The organism is Kitasatospora viridis, from assembly GCF_007829815.1.
In the GTDB taxonomy this organism is placed as follows: domain Bacteria; phylum Actinomycetota; class Actinomycetes; order Streptomycetales; family Streptomycetaceae; genus Kitasatospora; species Kitasatospora viridis.
In genome coordinates this window covers 488,829-505,954 of the sequence record NZ_VIWT01000006.1, presented here as the reverse complement: position 1 = coordinate 505,954, position 17,126 = coordinate 488,829, and the positions used below count along the sequence as shown (strand labels likewise).

Below are 17,126 nucleotides of genomic sequence, written 5' to 3'. Positions count from 1 at the left end.
CGGACGGCGCCGGGTCGAGTCGGGTCCATCCGGCCGGGTCCATCCGGGTGGACTCGCCGGACGGCGCCCCGGCCCCTGGGGCCGGGGCGCGGCGGTGGTGCGGATGCTGACGGCAGATCACCTGATCGAAAGGGATGTTCCGTCATGAGCCGTGCCACCGCACGCCGAGTCGCCGCCGTCTTGCTCACCCTCTCAGCCGTCGCCTCCCCCCTGCTCGCCGGTCCCCCCGTCCAGGCCGCCGGGCTCTCCGCAGACCGCCTGGCCGCCTACCGCGCGGGCGCCGACCGCAGCGTCGACGCCTCCGGCGCCGACCTCGCCGCGGACGACTGCCCGCCGCACGGCCTGGACCCGGAGCTGGCGCGCCGGATCGACCGGGCCGTCGAGCAGGTCCGCCACGAGACCGGCACCCCGGGGGTGACCGTCGGGCTGTGGTTCCCCGGCCGGGGCAGCTACGTGCGCTCCTTCGGCACGGCCGACACCGCGACCGGCGCGCCGATGAAGCCCGACCTCTTCATGCGGATCGGCAGCGAGACCAAGACCTTCACCGCCACCGCCGTGCTGGAGCTGGTGGACCAGGGCCTGATCGGGCTGGACGACCCGATCGCCAACTACCTCGACGGCGTTCCGGACGGCGAGCACATCACGGTCCGTCAGCTCCTGGAGATGCGCAGCGGCCTGTTCCCGTACAGCGCCGACCAGGACTTCATCAACGCCTTCATCGGCGACCCGACCAGGCCGTTCACGCCGCAGGAGCTGCTGGCCTACGGGTACAAGCACGCGAACCTCTTCCCGCCCGGGAGCAAGTTCCTCTACGACAACAGCAACTACATCCTGCTCGGCCTGCTGGCGGAGAAGTTCGGCCGGCAGCCGCTGAACGAGCTCTTCCGGGACCGCGTGCTCGGGCCGTCCGGGCTGGCGCACACCCAGTTCCCGTTGGACGCCCGGTTCCCGCGGCCGCACGCGCACGGCTACACCAACCAGACCCCGACCGGCGACATCGCCGACTCGACCGACTGGAACCCGAGTTGGGGCTGGGCCGCCGGTGCGATGATCTCCGACCTGCGGGACCTGCACCGCTGGGCCAAGGAGGTGGCGACCGGCAACCTGCTCTCCCCCGCCACCCAGGCGGAGCGGCTGAAGTTCATCCCGGTCGAGGGCTTCCCCGACGCGGGCTACGGGCTGGGCCTGTTCCAGACCCACGGCTGGCGCGGCCACAACGGCTCGCTGCCCGGGTACGAGAGCGTGACGGTGTACCTGCCGGAGGAGGACGCCACGATGGTGATCCTGCTCAACACCGACGTCCTGCACGACGGCAACGAGCCCAGCACCCTGTTCGCCAAGGCGATCACCCAGATCGTCACGCCCGACCACGTCTACGACCTGCCCGCCGCACCCTGACGGACCGTCTGTTACCGGCCGCCTGTTACCGGCCGTCCGCCGGGAGTTCGACGGGGTACTCGGCGCCGAAGTCGGCCGACTCGGAGACGGCCTGCCAGGCCTCGGCCTCGGCGCCCTGGCGCCGGGTGTGCTCCAGCGCCATCCGGGCCGCGTTCACGCCGAGCAGCAGGTGGCTCGGCAGCTGTTCGCGCTTGACCACGCGGACCAGGATCCCGGCGGCCCGGTCCGGGTCGCCGGCGCTGCGCCCGGCATGGGCGAGGCCGAGGAAGGCGCCGACGGTCTCCTGGTACTCGGCCGGGATGTCCTGCACCTCCATGGAGGAGCCGGCCCAGTCGGTGGCGAAGCCGCTGGGCTCGACGACCAGGTACCGGATGCCGAACGGCGCGGTCTCGGTCGCCAGCACCCGGGTGAGGCCGTCGATGGCGAACTTGGCCGCCTGGTAGGAGCCGAGGCCCGGGGTGCCGCCGACCCGGCCGCCGACCGAGGAGAACTGGACGACGGTGCCGCCGCCCTGCTCGCGCAGCAGCGGCAGGGCGGCCTTGGAGACGTTGTACACGCCCCAGAAGTTGGTCTCGAACTGGCGGCGGAAGTCGTCCTCGGGGGCCGTCTCGACCGGGGCGACGTTCGCGTACCCGGCGTTGTTGACGACCACGTCGAGCCGGCCGAACCGCTCGCGCGCCGCGCCGAGCGCGGCGGCGACGGCGGCCGGATCAGTGACGTCCAGCGCGAGCGGGACCACCCGGTCGCCGAACTTCTCGACCAGGTCGGCCAGTTGCTCGGGCCGGCGGGCGGTGGCCGCGACCTGGTCGCCCGCCTCCAGGGCGGCGACCGCGAGGGAGCGGCCGAAGCCGCGGGAGGAACCGGTGATGAACCACGTCTGGATTGCCATGCAGATAGCAAAACACTGTTTCGCCAATACCGCAACCGCGTTGTGCTAGCTTCGCGCGGGCCGACCGCTTGACCCACCGGGGCGCGCTCGGGTGAGCATGGTCCCCGTGCCCCGCGCCTTGTCGACTCCGCCCACCGTCCTCCCGGGAACGGCCTGCGGCTCCCCGCAGCCCGTGCTGCCCGCCGCCCCCGGCCTGGTCCTGCGGCCGTGGCAGCCCGCCGACGCCCCCGCCTTCCTCGCCGCCTACCAGGACCCGGAGATCCGCCGCTGGCACACCCGCCGCCCGCACAGCGAGGCCGACGTCCACGCATGGTTCGACCGCTACCACCAGGACTGGGAGCGCGAGCGGGGCGCCCACTGGGCCGTCGCCCGCTCCGACGGCGAGGTGCTCGGCCGGATCGCCAGCGGGAGTTGGGACTTCGACGACGGCATCGCCGGCGTCAGCTACTGGGTGCTCCCGTCCGCCCGCGGCGCGGGCGTGGCGACCCTGGCCGTCACGGCCCTCGCAGCCTGGGCCCTGGAGGAGATCGGCTTCCACCGCCTCCAGCTGGACCACTCCACCCGCAACCGGGCCTCCTGCCGGGTCGCCACCAAGTCGGGCTTCCTACTGGAGGGCACCAAGCGCGGCGCGGCAGTGCACGACGACGGCCGGCACGACATGCACCTGCACGCCCGCCTCCGGGAGACCCGACCCGGCCACGGCTGACCACCCGTCAGGGCGCCAGTCCGGCCGCTCCTCCGCCGCCCACCGCGCCCAACGGGACGGAGGCCTCGGAGCATCGGACGCGCGGCCGCAGCCGTATGATCCCGGTGTGGCTGACGAGGGGGAAACGTGAACATCCGGTCGACGGTCGTGGTTCGCGCGGTGCTGCTGGGCGTGTCGATCGGCGCCGCGCCGGCCCTGGTACTGGCGGCTCTGGTGGGGGCCACGCTGGGGGCGGACGCGCTGGGGCCCGCGGTCGCGGTGGTCGTGCTGGCCGCGGCCGTCGGCCTGCTGCCCGGTGCGGCGATGGGACTCGCGCTGGCATTCGCACCCCGCTCGGTGTGGGACCGCGACGCGCACCGCAGCCTGGTGGCCGGTGGCGCGGCCGCCGGTGCGTTCCTGGTCCAGACGCTGGCCGTGGCGGTCATCGGCGGGAGCGGCGCCTGGCTGGGCGTCTCGGCGTTCGGCACCCCGGCGGTGCTGCTGGGCGGCTGGTTCCTGAGCGGCCCGGTGGCGGCGCCGCTCCGGCGCGGGGCGGCGCCTGACCCGGGGCGGGTTCAGCCCGTCGTGCCCGCCACCACCAGGCCGGACTCGTAGGCCGCGATCACCGCCTGGGCCCGGTCGCGGACCCGCAGCTTGCCGAAGACGCTGGTGATGTGGTTCTTGACGGTGGATCCGCTGATCCCCATCTCCCGGGCGATGCCGGCGTTGTCCAGGCCGGTGGCGAGCAGGCGCCAGACCTCGATCTCACGGCCCGTCAGCTCGTCGAGGCCCGGCGGCGCGACGGCGGAGCGCGGCCGGCGGGGCGGGGCGGCGACGAAGGTGGAGAGCAGCCGGGTGAGCAGCCGGGGTGCCACGGCGGCCTCGCCGGTGTGCACGGTGCGCACGGCGGCGAGCAGCTCCTCCGGGGAGACGTCCTTGGGCAGGAAGCCGGCTGCGCCGGCGCGCAGCGCGGCGACCACGTACTCGTCCATGTCGAAGGTGCTCAGGGCCAGCACCCGGCAGTCGGGCAGTTCGCGGGCGAGCCGTTCGGTGGCCTGCACGCCGTCGACGCCGGGCATCCGGATGTCCATCACCACCACCGACGGCCGGTGCCGGTGGGCGAGTTCGACGGCCTGCTCGCCGTGCTCGGCCTCGGCGACCACCTCGATGCCCGGGGCGGGACCGAGGATCAGCGCCAGGCCGCGGCGGACCAGCGGCTGGTCGTCGGCGATCAGTACCCGGATCGGCTCGGCGGTCGGTGTCATGCGGGCTGCTCCTCCTCGTGGCGGGACTCGACGTGTTCGGCGGGCCCCAGCGGCAGCCGGGCCGCGACCCGGAACCCGCCGTCGGCACCCGGCCCGGCGACCAGGCTGCCGCCGTGCAGGGCGGCCCGCTCCCGCATGCCGATCAGGCCGTACCCGGCGGGGCCGCCGGGCCGGCCCCCGCCCGCCGGGCCGGCGCCGTCGTCGCTGACCTCCACGGTGACGGCCCCCGGCAGGTAGGTCAGCCGGACCCGGGCGCGGGCGGGGCCCGCGTGCTTGCGGGCGTTGGTCAGGGCCTCCTGGACGATCCGGAAGACCGTCAGGTCGGTGGTGGGCGGCAGCGGACGGACGGTGCCGTGCACGGTGAGCTCGGTCGGCAGCCCGGCCAGGGCGGACTCGCCGACGATCCGTTCGAGGTCGGCGGTGCCGGGCTGCGGGGCGGCCGGCGTCTGCTCGCGCTCGTCGTCGGCGCGCAGCACGTCGAGCAGTTGGCGCATCTCGCGCAGCGCCAGGCGACCGGAGCTCTCCAGGGTGACCAGGGCCTCGCGCACCACCTCGGTGTCGCCGCCGAGGTTGGCCCGGGCGCCGCCGGCCATCAGCTGCATGGTGGTGATGTGGTGGGCGACGATGTCGTGCAGCTCGCGGGCGATCCGGCGGCGCTCCTCGGCGACCGCGCGTTCGGCCAGCAGCACCCTGCGGGCCGCCACCTCGCGCTGCCAACGGCCCATCAGGGCGCCGGTGCCGATCGCCAGGGCGCCGCCGAACAGGGCGGCCAGCAAGCTGTCGGTGCTCAGGTCGAGCCGGCCGCCGCGGCCGGTCAGGGTGACCAGGCCGGCCGCAAGGCCGGTCGGCACGGCGAGGGCGAGCGGGCGGTAGCGGGCGAGCGCGTAGAGCGCGACCAGCATGGTGGACGGGTAGTGGTTCGGCACCGGCGAGCTCAGGTTGAGCGCCAGGTTGACGGCCAGCACAGCGGCCGCGGCGCCGAGCGGGTGGCGGCGCCGGACCAGCAGCGGCAGCGCGGCCGCCGCGCCCAGCAGCAGCCCCAGGACGCTGATCCGGGTGTGCCCCTCCAGGCTGTTCATGGTGGAGCTGAACAGCTCCAGCGCCGCCGAGCCGGCGACCACCAGGGCGTCGTTGCGGGTCCAGGGCAGAGCCTCGGCCTGCTCCGGCGCCGCGTCGGGCGGCGGCGGTTGGCGCGTCGGCATGCTGGCGGTTCCCTTCCCCGGTGGACGGCCCGGGTGGCCCCGGCGTGGTCGAACCATTCTCCCAGAGCGCCGACCGGCCGGAACGGGACCTGCGGAGGAGCCGCCCTGGGAGCAGGGTCCTGGTCGGGGCCGAACCACCGCCGGGGCCCGGTGCGCCGGATCCGACGGTGCGTCAGTAGGCTCGCCTGGACCGTCACACCGCTGGAGGGGAGAGCGACCATGGGGCGACCGCCGGAGACCGCCGAGCGCGCAGTCGTGCTGGGTCCGGGTGGCTACGTGGGCACCGCCTGGCTGGCCGGGCTGGCCCAGGGCCTGCGGGGTCGGGGCCTCGATCTGGGCGGGGCCGACCTGATCGTCGGCACCTCGGCGGGCTCCATGGTCGGCGCGATGCTGGCCACCGGGCAGGACTTCGACCGGATCGCCACCGTGCCCGCCGAAGCGCGGCCGACCGGGCCCGGCGCGGCGAACGGTGCGCCGGGTGGCACGGCGGGCGAGGTCCGGCAGGCGGTGTTCGCGGTGCTGGGCGACCCGGCACTGGAGCCGGCGGAGCGCCGCCGCCGGGTCGGCGCGATCGCCGCGGCGCAGGCCGACCCCGAGGCGGAGCGTGACCTGGTCGCCCAGCGCGCCGGGCTGATCGGCGCCGCGCAGTGGCCCACCGAGCCGCGCCTGCTGATCCCCGCCGTGGACGCGGCCGCCGGCGAGCCGGTGGTGTGGGACCGGGACAGCCGCGTACCGCTGGCCCGGGCCGTCGCGGCGAGCAGCTCGTTCCCGGGGACGGCGCCGCCGGTGACCGTCGACGGCCGCCCGCACATCGACGGCGCGCTGCGCGCGGGCAGCAACACCGACCTGGCGGCGGGCGCCCGCACGGTGGTGGTGCTGGAGCCGCTGGCCCATCAGTTCGCCGACCCCGGGCTCGAAGAGCGGCTGACGGCGGCCGGCGCGCGGGCCGTGCTGATCGTCGGCTCGGAGCCGCCGCTGGACCCGGCCGTCCGGGGTCCCGAGGTCTGGGCCGCCGCCTACCAGGCGGGGCTGGCCCAGTCGGCGGCGGTCGCCGAGCGGCTCGGCGGGATCTGGCCGGCCGCCGCCGAGAGCTGACCCACACTAAGGTGAGGCCCGCTCAGGCCAGGAAGGCGCCGATCGCGGCCTGCAACCTGTCTTCGTCCGCCGCCCACTGCGGGTAACCGCGGAAGTGGCCGGCCGGCAGCACGTGCAGCCGGCGCTCGCCCGCCAGTGCGTTGTGCACGGCGAACTGGCCCGGCGGCGGGACCGACGGGTCGAACAGGGCGCCGGCCACCTGGACCGGGATCCGCAGCCGGGTGGCGGCCGTGGCGGCGTCGAAGTAGCCGAGCACGTCGAGCACTTCGGGCCGCTCCAGCCAGCGCTGCCGCACGGCGGTGCCGCTGCCGACGCACTCCAGCGTCACCCGCAGCGGGTGGTTGCCGAAGGTCGGCACGGTCAGGTGGGCACTCCGGTACCGGTCGTCCCAGGGCAGCCCGAGCGCACCGACGCCGCCGCCGAAGCTGATCCCGCAGTAGTCCAGCCGGGGCGCCGCCTCGGGCACCAGCTCCAGCAGCGCGCTCGCGGCGCACCAGACCAGGTCGGCCACGGCGTCGCCGATCACGTAGGTCGCGTGGTCGGCGATGCCGTGCAGCACGTGCTCGCGCGGGTCGGCGGGGATGTCGGTGCGCAGGCTGCGCGCGCCCAGTCCACGGGCCACCGGGAAGAACGCGGCCGCGCGCGGGACGGGCAGCGGCGGGAGCGGCAGGTGGCACCCGTCGTAGCCGTGCCCCATGACCAGCCCGCGCTCGACCACCCCGTCGGCCGGCCGGACCAGCCAACCGCCCAGCCTGACACCACCGGTGGAGCCGTAGCCCACCTCGTGGACGGTGGCGCCGTCGGCCGTGCGCGCGACCGGCGGCCCGAGTTCGGGGCGCACCTCGACCTCCCGCGCCGCGGCGTACCGGGCCTGCCAGAACGCGTCGAAGTCGGTCGGCCGGTGCTCCGGCGGGCCCACCGCCAGCAGGGAGTCCAGGTCGTGGCCGTAGGTCGGGTCGAACGGGAAGGGGTGGCTGAAGTCCGTCATGATCATCACCCTCGCACCCGGCGGCGCGCCGGGGAAGCCCCACCCCGCGCACGCGTTCGCCCAGCGGCAGGGACGGCGCGCCCTTGCGCCGGCCTGCCGCCGGGCCGGGCCCGGGGATTCGCACGCCTCCGCTCGGGCCGTGGTCCGCCACGCCGCCCGGGAAGCGGGGCAGGGGGTGGCGGAGTCCTGGAGGTCAGGGGGCATGCGACACCGTACATCAGTCCGAGTGCCACCACGGTCGCGCGCCGCACCTGGTCACAGGGTGAGACGGCGAGCCTCAGCGGTGCTCCCAGAGGACCACGGCCAGCAATTGGCTGTCCTGGTCGGGCGGGTCCTGGGTGACGAAGTAGCCGACCCGGCCCTGGTTGGTGCCGAAGCAGGCCATCGAGCCCGGTTTGACGTCCACCGAGCTCTGGCCCAGCTCGGAGTTGAGCAGGTTCGCGCACTGGTCGCGGGTCGGCGCGGCCGACTGCTTCCACGGCACCACGGCGTGGCCGTCGATCCGGCCGGACGTGCAGACCAGGTTGCAGTCCAGCGACAGGTCGGACGGCAGACCCGGGGACGGCGGGTACACGTCCATGTCCCAATAGAACTGCCCCGGGCCGTTGTTGCCGTCCACCAAGGTCACCGTGCCCTGCCAGCGCACCGGGATCACCGTGGCGGAGGGCGACGGTGACGGGGTGTCCGGGCTCGGCGACGGCGGCGGCGGGGCGGGCGCGCTGCTGGTCGGCGTGGCAGGCGGCGTGCTCGGGCTCGGGCTCGCCGAGCCGGTGGGCGCCGGAGTGGTGGACACCGGCGGCAGCGGACCGGGCCCCGGGTGGCTCCCGCCCCCGGAGCCGGCCTCCTGGACGACCAGCGCGATCACCAGGGCGAGCGCCACCACCCCGGCCGCCACCGCCGCCAGCCGCCGAGGCGTCAGCCAGTGCGGCTGCGTCGGGGGTAGCGGCTCCGGGGGCCCGGCCGGCGAGCCGTACTGGACCGTGACCCGTTCGATCCGGTCCGCGCTGACGGAGATGCCCTGCTCGCCCGAGGCACGGCTCTGGACGCGCGGCGCGGACCGGCCGCCCCCGGGCAGCCGGCCCAGTTCCAGATCGTCCTCGTCGTCCTCGTAGTCGCTCATGCGCTCCATGCACCCGGTGTGGTCGGCGGTCAGCGGTTCCGACCGACATCATCCCCGCTCCGGGCGGCGGGCGACCCCGTCGCGACGTGGACATCGCTCCCGCACTCCGTCACCCCACCCCCACGCGCCCGGGGGCGGGATGACGGTCCGTCAGACGCCGGTGCGGCGCAGCGCCAGCACGGCGTTGTGCCCGCCGAAGCCGAAGGAGTTGCTCAGCGCGATCCCGCCGGGGCCGCCGGGCAGCGGGCGCGGTGCACCGATGACCAGGTCGAGCGGGTGCTCCTGCTCGGGGGTGCGGTGGCCGACGGTCGGCGGGACGACGCCGTGGTGCAGGGCGAGCACGGTGGCGACCGCCTCCACCCCGCCGGCCGCGCCCTGGAGGTGCCCGATGGCGCCCTTGGTCGCGGTGACCGGCACCCGGGCGATGTCCTCGGCGCCGAACACCGCGTGCAGCGCGAGCGCCTCGGCCGCGTCGCCGGCCGTGGTGGCGGTGGCGTGGGCGTTGATGTGCACCACGTCCTCGGGTGCCGCGCCGGCGGCGGCCAGCGCCTTGCGCAGCGCGTCCGCCACGCCCTCGCCGTCGGTGCGCGGCGCGACCATGTGGTGGGCGTCGGCGGAGACGCCCCAGCCGGCCACCTCGGCGTAGATCCGCGCGCCCCGGGCGAGCGCGTGCTCCTCGGCCTCCAGCACCAGGATCCCGGCGCCCTCGCCGACCACGAAGCCGGTGCGGTCCCGGTCGAACGGGCGGCTGGCCTCGGCGGGGTCGCCGTCGCCGGGGGCGAGGGCGCGCATCGCGGTGAAGCCCGCCATGATCGACGGCGTGATGACGGCCTCGGCGCCGCCGGCCAGCACCACGTCGAGGTGGCCGTCCCGGATCCGGTCGGCGGCCTGGCCGATGGCCTCGGTGCCGGAGGCGCAGGCGGCGGTCACGGTGCGGGCCTCGGCCCGCGCGCCGAGGTCGATGGCGATCTGCGCCGCGGGCCCGCTGGGCACGATCATCGGGGTGGCGTGCGGGGAGACGTACCGGGCCCCGCGCTCGGTCAGCGCCGTGTGCGCGTCCACCAGGATGGGCGCGCCGCCGAGGATGGTTCCGATCGAGACGCCGGTCCGGTGGGGATCGGCGTCCGTGAGGCCCGCGTCGGCCCAGGCCTCGCGGGCGGCGAGCACGGCGAACTGGGCGGCGCGGCTCATCGTGCGGGCCCGATTGCGCGGCAGTCGTTCGGCGGGGTCGACGGCCGCCCGTGCCACGACCCGCACCGGGATCCCGTCGAACTCCGCTCCCTCCAGCGGCCGGATCCCGCTGCGCCCGTCGAGCAGGCCCTGCCAGGTGGTGGCGGCGTCGCCGCCGAGCGGGGTGATCGCCCCCACGCCGGTGACGACGACGCGTCTGCGGGCGGGGGCGGCGATCGGGGCGGGGTGCTGGTGCTGTGCCATGGTTCTGATCTCTTCTGTGCTGGTGGAGCCTGGTGCGGAGGGCGGCCGACCTGGTGCTCCGTCAGTCTGACGACCAATCCGGAACCGCTGCCTCCGCTCACCATGATCACCTATCAGCTCCGTTCTTACCAGCGAGTAAGCCCGTCGGCGGGAGCGCCCGGTCAGGAGCCGGCCGGGCCCGGCGGCACCGCACCGGGGTCGGTCGGCAGCGGGTAGGCGTCCGGGGAGACCGGCCCGGGCAGCCCGACGGCCGGCACTCCGGGGGCGCCCGGGTCGGGCATGCCCGGGCGGGCCGGGGCGGGCGGCAGGTCGCGGAAGGAGACGCCCGGCGGCGCGGGCGGCTGCGCCGCGGCCGCGGCCACCGGGAGGCAGGGGCCGGGCGGGGCGGTGCCGGTGGCGGCGGTGGCCGGCTGGTCGGTGAAGCAGTTGCCGGCGTCCGGGCCGGCGGCCAGCACCTCGTCGACGCCGTTGCCGGTGATCCGGTTGCCCGCCACCAGGTTGGCCCCGGCCGGGTGCCCCTGGACGTCGCTGATCAGCACACCGGCGGCGGAGTTGCCCGAGACCAGGTTGCGGGTGAGCAGGTTGCCGGTGCCGCCGCCGACGCCCACCCCGATCCCGAAGCCGCCGTCGGCCTGCTCGGGGCTGGCCGGGTCGTTGTCGTCCACGATCACGTTGCCGGCCAGCACCGCGCCGTGCTGCGGCGCGAGCGCCTCGACGTCGTTGGAGTTCAGCGTCACCCCCACCCGGTTGCGGGCCACCCGGTTGCCCAGGAAGGCGAGGTTCTCCGAGGCGTTGGTGATCTCGATCCCGACCGCGTTGTGCTCCACCTCGTTGGCCCGCACCACGGTGTCGCACGGGTGGCACTGGCCGACGTAGATGCCGGAGTCGGCCTGCCCGGAGGCGTAGGAGTGCTCGATCACCCCGGCGCGGGCGTCGAAGGCGTAGATGCCGTAGAGGGCGTTGCCGTAGGCGGTGACGTAGGAGGCCCGGAAGCCGTTCAACTCGGGGAAGCGGACGGTGTCCAGCGGGTTGTAGCCGCTGCCGCCGGCGCCGTGCTGCTGGAGCCGCTCGTCGGTGACGCCGGTGAAGAGCACGCCGTTGGCCAGGTGGTGGCGGACCGTCAGGTTCTCCACCACCGACTGGGCGCCGGTCACGGTGATCCCGTTGGCCCGGCGGAAGTCGCCGTCGACGACCACACCCTGACGGTCCGTGCCGCGCAGCACCACCCGGGGCGTGCGCAGCTGCACGCTCTCGTGGTACTCGCCCGGATGGACCAGGACGGTGTCACCCGGGCGGGCGTGGTCGACGGCAGCCTGGATTGACCGGAAGTGCCCGGGCACGTCCAGCACGGCGGGCGGCCCGGTGGGCGCGGCGTCGCCGCCCGGGGGATGTCCGCCACACCCGCCGAGCCCGCCCAGCAGCGCGCCGACCAGCGCGGTCACCAGCACCCGCCGGGCCGTTCGGCCCCGCCCGCGGCACCCGGTCGCGCCGGGCCCGCCCATCATCCGTAGAACTCGCATGGGGCCTTGTTTAGCGGGTTCTCCGACGCCCACAAAAAGCACTCAGTAATACCATCCGCCGATAAATCCGGTAGGCAATTTCTCGCCCAACCGACTGAAACACATGAACGGATGACGGCGATTCTCGAACGATAATTCCGTCCGCCCGGATTCCGGCCGTCAATATTCAGCCTGGTGATTCACCCTCACGAAAGGCGTCGCGACACGGTGTTCGACATTCCTCGGCCCTTCGGGGCCCGGCCGCCGCGCGGCGGCCCACCCAAGCGCCGGCGCCGGCTCGCCGCCGCCGGCACGGTCCTCACGCTCGCCGCCGGCTACCTCGGCGCCCTCGTCCACACCGCCGAGGCCCAGGCCGGCGACGGCTCGGTGACGGTGCGGGTGATCCGCGCCGTCACGGCCAGCGGAGTCTGGCAGGGCGCCGCACTGGAGCCCGGCATGTCCGGCGTCACGGTCAACCTCACCGACGACGCGGGCACCACGATCAGCGGCACCACCGCCGCCGACGGCACCGTCACGCTGAACGCCGGGACCAGCGGCCTGACCGGCGGCACCTACCGGGTCCAGGTGATCAACCCCAAGCCCGGCGTGCTCTTCTCCGCCTTCGCCAGCCGGCAGGGCCTGGCCGGCGCGCCCAACCAGCTGAGCAGCACCGAGGAGTTCGTCAACCTCGCGGGCGGCCGGAACGTCTCGTACACCACCGGCCTGTGGAACCCGGGCGACTACTGCCAGGACAACGCGCCGCTGGTCACCGCCTGCATCCGCAGCGACGTCACCCCGGCCGACACGGGCACCCGCACCCTGGTGAGCTTCCCCTACCACGCGCGCGGGAACGACAACCAGACCACCAACCTGGCCACCAGGACCGACACCGGCTCGGTGTACGGCATCGGCTACAGCAAGCAGCGCAGGTGGATCTTCAGCGGTGCGACCGCGCACCGCGGCTCCGCCTACGGTCCGGGCGGCAGCGGCGGGATCTACCTGACCGACCGCGCCACCAACACGACCACGCTCTTCGCCACCGTGCCGGACACCGGCACCTCGGCGCACGACTTCACCACCGACATGGACCTGGCGTTCGCGCCGGCCGTGGCCAAGGAGGCGCTGGGCGACGTCGACGTCTCGGAGGACGGCCAGGACCTCTACGCCGTCAACCTGGCCGACCGTCAGCTCTACCGCTACGACGCGACCCAGCGCACGGCGACCGCGCCCAGGGCGGTCTACCCGATCCCCGGCCCGACCACCGCGTGCCCGGCGGCCGGTGACTGGCGCCCGTACGGCCTGGGGATCCAGGACGGCGTGGTCTACGTGGGCGGGGTCTGCTCCGGCGAGTCGACCCAGAGCGTCTCGGACATGCGGGCGATCGTGCGCACCTTCGACCCGGTGGCCGGCACCTTCGGGCCGGTGATCCTCGACCAGCCGCTCGACTACCCGCGCCTGGCCTCGTTCAGCATCGCCCCGTGCCCGGGCGCGGGCTGGTTCCCGTGGTCGGACACCATCCCGACCACCCAGAACGGCACCGCCTGCGGCACCACCTACTACGCCAACCCCGAGCCGATGCTCTCGGACATCGAGGTGGACACCGACGGCTCGCTGATCCTCAGCTTCCGCGACCGCCTCACCGACCAGATCGGCCAAGGCCAGCGCGCCAGGGCCAAGGGCGGTCTCTTCGTGCCCGCCTCGGGCGGGGCGCTCACCAAGGCCTGTGCCGGCGCGAACGGCATGTTCGTGATGGCCGAGAACCTCGGCTGCGGCAAGACCGGGAACCGCGGCCAGAACTACTACGCCCAGCAGCGCACCACGTACCACAACAACGCGATGTACTCCGGGATCGCGCTCTCCAAGGTGGAGTCGACCATCGCCAGCTCGGCGGTGGACCCCGACGGCGTGACCACCTACACCGGCGGCACCGGTTTCGTGAACCGCGACGGCAGCACCTCGACCACCGCCCAGATGGGCAACCGGCTCACCACGGCCTTCGGCAAGGGCGGCTCGATGGCCGACCTCGAAGTGATGTGCGACGAGGCGCCGCTGCAGATCGGCAACCGGGTCTGGTACGACGTCAACCGCAACGGCATCCAGGACCCCGGTGAGAATCCGGTGGTCGGCGCCACGGTGCGGCTGTACGACGCGAACAACACCGTGGTCGGCACGATGCGGACCACCGCGCGCGGTGAGTACTACTTCGACAACAGCAACGTGACCGGTGGCCTGCTGCCGCACACCCGGTACACGATCCGGGTCGACCTGCCCGCCGACTACGCCCCCGGCGGCCCGCTCTACCGGTGGACCGTCACCCAGGCGAACGCCGGCACCAACCGCTTCGTCGACAACAAGGGCGTGGTGCCGCCGGGCGGCACGTACCCCGAGATCGCCATCACCACCGGCGGGCCCGGCGAGAACAACCACACCTACGACTTCGGCTACTACCAGCCGACCGGCAACGTGAGCATCACCAAGACGGACCCGCAGGGCAACCCGCTGGCCGGCGCCACCTTCCAGCTCTGGCGCAAGACCAACGGCAACCCCGGGTTGCAGACCACCGGCCCGAACGCTGACGCCACGGTCGGCGCCCCCTGCACCACCGGCAACGACGGCAGGTGCACCGCGAACGTCGGCCTGGGCACCTACTACTGGCAGGAGACCCAGGCACCCAACGGGTTCGAGCTACCCAACCCGGCGGTCTTCGGACCGCTGGACCTCACCATGGCGAACTACCAGGCCGGGGTGAGCACCACCGCGATCGACCAGCCGATGACCGGTCAGGTCACGGTGACCAAGGCCGATCCGCAGGGCAACCCGCTGCCGGGCGCGGTCTTCCAGCTGTGGAAGAAGACCAACGGCGGCACCGGGCTGCAGACCACCGGCCCGAACCCGGACACCATGGTCGGCACCCCCTGCACCACCGGCAACGACGGCAGGTGTTCGGCCACCGTCGGGCTCGGCACCTACTACTGGCAGGAGACCCAGGCACCCAACGGCTATCTGCTGCCGGACCCGGCCGTCTTCGGACCGCTGGTCCTCACCGCCGCCAACCACCAGGCGGGGGTCAGCGTGGTCGCCAACGACCAGCCGATCACCGGCCGGGTGAGCGTCATCAAGTCCGACCCGCAGGGCAACCCGCTGGCCGGCGCGGTCTTCCAGCTCTACAAGGAGGACGGCACTGCGGTCGGCCAGCCCTGCACCACCGGCGCCGACGGTACCTGCTCGGCCACGGTCGGGCTCGGCAGCTACTACTGGCAGGAGACCCAGGCACCCGCCGGCTACCTGCTGCCCAACCCGGCGCGGTCCACCCTGATGGTGCTCACCGCGGCCAACTACCAGGCGGGCGTGACGGTCACGGCCGTCGACCAGCCGATGACCGGCACCGTGAAGGTCCTCAAGGTCGACCCGCAGGGCAACCCGCTGGCCGGCGCCGTCTTCCAGCTCCAGGGCCAGGACCACTCCCCCATCGGCCAGCCCTGCACCACCGGTGCCGACGGCATCTGCTCGGCCGTCGTCCGGCTCGGCACCTACTACTGGCAGGAGACCCAGGCACCCGCCGGCTACCAGCTGCCGGAGCCGGCCGTCTTCGGGCCGCTGGTCCTCACCGCCGCCAACTACCAGCAGGGCGTCAGCACCACGGCGACCAACCGGCCCGCGCCCGGCGCGGTGAGCGTCCTCAAGACCGACCCGCAGGGCAACCCGCTGGCCGGCGCCGTCTTCCAGCTCCAGGACCAGAACCACTCCCCCATCGGCCAGCCCTGCACCACGCCCGCCTCGGGCATCTGCTCGGCCACGGTCGACCCCGGCACCTACTACTGGCAGGAGACCCAGGCACCCGCCGGCTACGAGCTGCCCGACCCGGCCGTCTTCGGACCGCTGGTGCTCACCGTGCAGAACTCCCACCAGGGCGTCTCGGTGACCGCCGTCGACCAGCCGATGACGGGTCAGGTCAGCGTGCTGAAGACCGACCCGCAGGGCAACCCGCTGGCCGGCGCCGTCTTCCAGCTGCTCGGCCACGACCACGCGCCGATCGGCAGCCCCTGCACCACCGGCACCGACGGCAGGTGCAGCGCCACCGTGGGGCTCGGCACCTACTACTGGCAGGAGACGCAGGCACCCAACGGCTACGAGCTGCCCGACCCGGCCGTCTTCGGACCGCTCACGCTGACCAGTGACAACCACCGGCAGGGCGTCTCCGTCACGGCGGTCGACCAGCCGATGACGGGTCAGGTCTCCGTCACCAAGGTCGACCCGGAGGGCCGGCCGCTGGCCGGTGCGGTGTTCCAGCTGCTCGACCAGAACCGCGCGCCGATCGGCCAGCCCTGCACCACCGGGACCGACGGCAGGTGCAGCGCCACCGTGGGGCTCGGCACCTACTACTGGGAGGAGACCGCCGCCCCGGGCGGCTACCTGCTGCCGACCCCCTCGGTCTTCGGACCGCTGGTGCTCACCCCGGCCAACCACCGGCAGGGCGTCACGGTGACCGTGACGGACCAGCCGATGACCGGTCAGGTCACGGTGCTGAAGACCGACCAGCAGGGCAAGCCGCTCGCGGGCGCCGTCTTCCAGCTGCTGAAGGCGGACCGCTCCCCGATCGGCCAGCCCTGCACCACGGGCGCCGACGGCAAGTGCTCGGCGACGGTCGGCCTGGGCAGCTACTACTGGCAGGAGACCCAGGCACCGGACGGCTACCAGCTGCCCGACCCGGCGGTCTTCGGACCGCTCGTGCTCACCTCCGACAACCACCAGGCCGGTGTCAGCACCACCGCCGTCGACCAGCCCAAGCCCGGCGCGGTCACCGTCCGCAAGACGGACCCGCAGGGCAAGCCGCTGGCCGGCGCGGTCTTCCTGCTGCTCGACCAGAACCACAACCCGGTCGGCTCGCCGTGCACCACGGGGGCCGACGGCAAGTGCACCGCCACCGTCGAGCTCGGCACCTACTACTGGCAGGAGTCCAAGGCCCCCGACGGCTACCAGCTGCCCAGCCCCGCCCTGTTCGGACCGCTGGTGCTCACCCTGCAGAACGCCGCCCAGGGCGTCTCCGTCACCGCCGTGGACCAGCCGATGACGGGTCGGGTCACGGTGCTGAAGACCGACCCGCAGGGCAAGCCCCTGGCGGGCGCCGTCTTCCAGCTGCTGAAGGCGGACGGCACCCCGGTCGGCGGGCCCTGCACCACGGTCGGCGACGGCACCTGCTCGGCGACGGTCGGGCTCGGCACCTACTACTGGCAGGAGACCAAGGCGCCCGACGGCTACCAGCTGCCCAGCCCGGCGAAGTTCGGTCCGCTGACGCTGACCGCCGACAACGCCCAGGCGGGCGTGCGCGTCACCGTGGTCGACAAGCACGAGCCGGAGCTGCCCAAGACCGGCTCCTCGACGCTGCCGGTCGGCCTGCTCAGCGCGCTGCTGCTGGTCGGCGGCGGCGGGCTGGTGCTGATCGGCCGGCGGATCCGCCGCAACCGGAAGGCGTGATGCACGAGGCCGACTGAGCATCCGTCAGCGGGGTGGGACCATCCGGTCCCACCCCGCTGTGCTGTGCCCAACGGGT

12 protein-coding genes are annotated in these 17,126 nt (G+C 74.2%); 5 read left to right on the top strand and 7 right to left on the bottom strand.

Annotated elements, in window-relative coordinates; all coding sequences use genetic code 11:
• The first annotated feature begins 144 nt into the window (after positions 1–144).
• Entirely contained in the window at positions 145–1,398 is a 1,254-nt protein-coding gene (locus tag FHX73_RS41385) for a serine hydrolase domain-containing protein (protein WP_145911234.1), read from the top strand.
• 25 nt (positions 1,399–1,423) lie between these two features.
• Here FHX73_RS41385 and FHX73_RS41380 read toward each other — a convergent pair whose 3' ends face one another.
• Complete coding sequence (locus tag FHX73_RS41380; protein WP_145911233.1) at positions 1,424–2,287, bottom strand: SDR family NAD(P)-dependent oxidoreductase; 864 nt, start codon at positions 2,285–2,287, stop codon at positions 1,424–1,426.
• A 106-nt stretch (positions 2,288–2,393) separates the two neighbouring features.
• Here FHX73_RS41380 and FHX73_RS41375 point away from each other — a divergent pair, with 106 nt between their 5' ends.
• Together FHX73_RS41375 and FHX73_RS41370 are read left to right on the top strand one after the other, a co-directional pair.
• The gene (locus tag FHX73_RS41375) at positions 2,394–2,993 is read left to right on the top strand and encodes a GNAT family N-acetyltransferase (protein ID WP_145911232.1); all 600 of its coding nucleotides are present in this window, start codon (positions 2,394–2,396) and stop codon (positions 2,991–2,993) included.
• 126 nt (positions 2,994–3,119) lie between these two features.
• Positions 3,120–3,587, top strand: a complete 468-nt coding sequence (locus FHX73_RS41370; RefSeq protein ID WP_145911231.1) for a hypothetical protein — start codon at positions 3,120–3,122, stop codon at positions 3,585–3,587.
• On the opposite strand, the gene FHX73_RS41365 is transcribed toward FHX73_RS41370, so the two are convergent.
• Both FHX73_RS41365 and FHX73_RS41360 read right to left on the bottom strand, forming a co-directional pair.
• Complete coding sequence (locus FHX73_RS41365; protein WP_145911230.1) at positions 3,548–4,237, bottom strand: response regulator; 690 nt, start codon at positions 4,235–4,237, stop codon at positions 3,548–3,550. The two genes, FHX73_RS41370 and FHX73_RS41365, sit on opposite strands and share 40 nt — an antisense overlap.
• Positions 4,234–5,439 carry a sensor histidine kinase gene (locus tag FHX73_RS41360; RefSeq protein WP_145911229.1) on the bottom strand — a complete coding sequence of 402 codons (1,206 nt, stop codon included), beginning with the start codon at positions 5,437–5,439 and terminating at the stop codon, positions 4,234–4,236. Before FHX73_RS41360 ends, FHX73_RS41365 begins: the two co-directional genes overlap by 4 nt.
• 219 nt (positions 5,440–5,658) lie before the next feature.
• On the opposite strand from FHX73_RS41360, the gene FHX73_RS41355 reads away from it, so the two are divergent.
• A complete protein-coding gene (locus tag FHX73_RS41355; protein WP_145911228.1) occupies positions 5,659–6,534 on the top strand; it encodes a patatin-like phospholipase family protein in 876 nt (291 codons plus the stop codon).
• 22 nt (positions 6,535–6,556) lie between these two features.
• Here FHX73_RS41355 and FHX73_RS41350 read toward each other — a convergent pair whose 3' ends face one another.
• The 4 genes from FHX73_RS41350 to FHX73_RS41335 all read right to left on the bottom strand — a co-directional run bounded on the left by FHX73_RS41350 (position 6,557) and on the right by FHX73_RS41335 (position 11,596).
• Positions 6,557–7,522 (bottom strand): acetylxylan esterase, encoded by a 966-nt coding sequence (locus tag FHX73_RS41350; protein WP_145911227.1) that lies wholly within the window; start codon positions 7,520–7,522, stop codon positions 6,557–6,559.
• A gap of 277 nt (positions 7,523–7,799) precedes the next feature.
• A complete protein-coding gene (locus tag FHX73_RS41345) occupies positions 7,800–8,642 on the bottom strand; it encodes a hypothetical protein (RefSeq protein WP_145911226.1) in 843 nt (280 codons plus the stop codon).
• A 150-nt stretch (positions 8,643–8,792) separates the two neighbouring features.
• The gene (locus FHX73_RS41340) at positions 8,793–10,076 is read right to left on the bottom strand and encodes a beta-ketoacyl-[acyl-carrier-protein] synthase family protein (protein ID WP_145911225.1); all 1,284 of its coding nucleotides are present in this window, start codon (positions 10,074–10,076) and stop codon (positions 8,793–8,795) included.
• Positions 10,077–10,237: 161 nt separating this feature from the next.
• Positions 10,238–11,596 carry a right-handed parallel beta-helix repeat-containing protein gene (locus FHX73_RS41335; RefSeq protein ID WP_246214199.1) on the bottom strand — a complete coding sequence of 453 codons (1,359 nt, stop codon included), beginning with the start codon at positions 11,594–11,596 and terminating at the stop codon, positions 10,238–10,240.
• Between the two features lie 207 nt (positions 11,597–11,803).
• Here FHX73_RS41335 and FHX73_RS41330 point away from each other — a divergent pair, with 207 nt between their 5' ends.
• Entirely contained in the window at positions 11,804–17,050 is a 5,247-nt protein-coding gene (locus FHX73_RS41330; protein ID WP_145911224.1) for a SpaA isopeptide-forming pilin-related protein, read from the top strand.
• Positions 17,051–17,126: the final 76 nt, after the last annotated feature.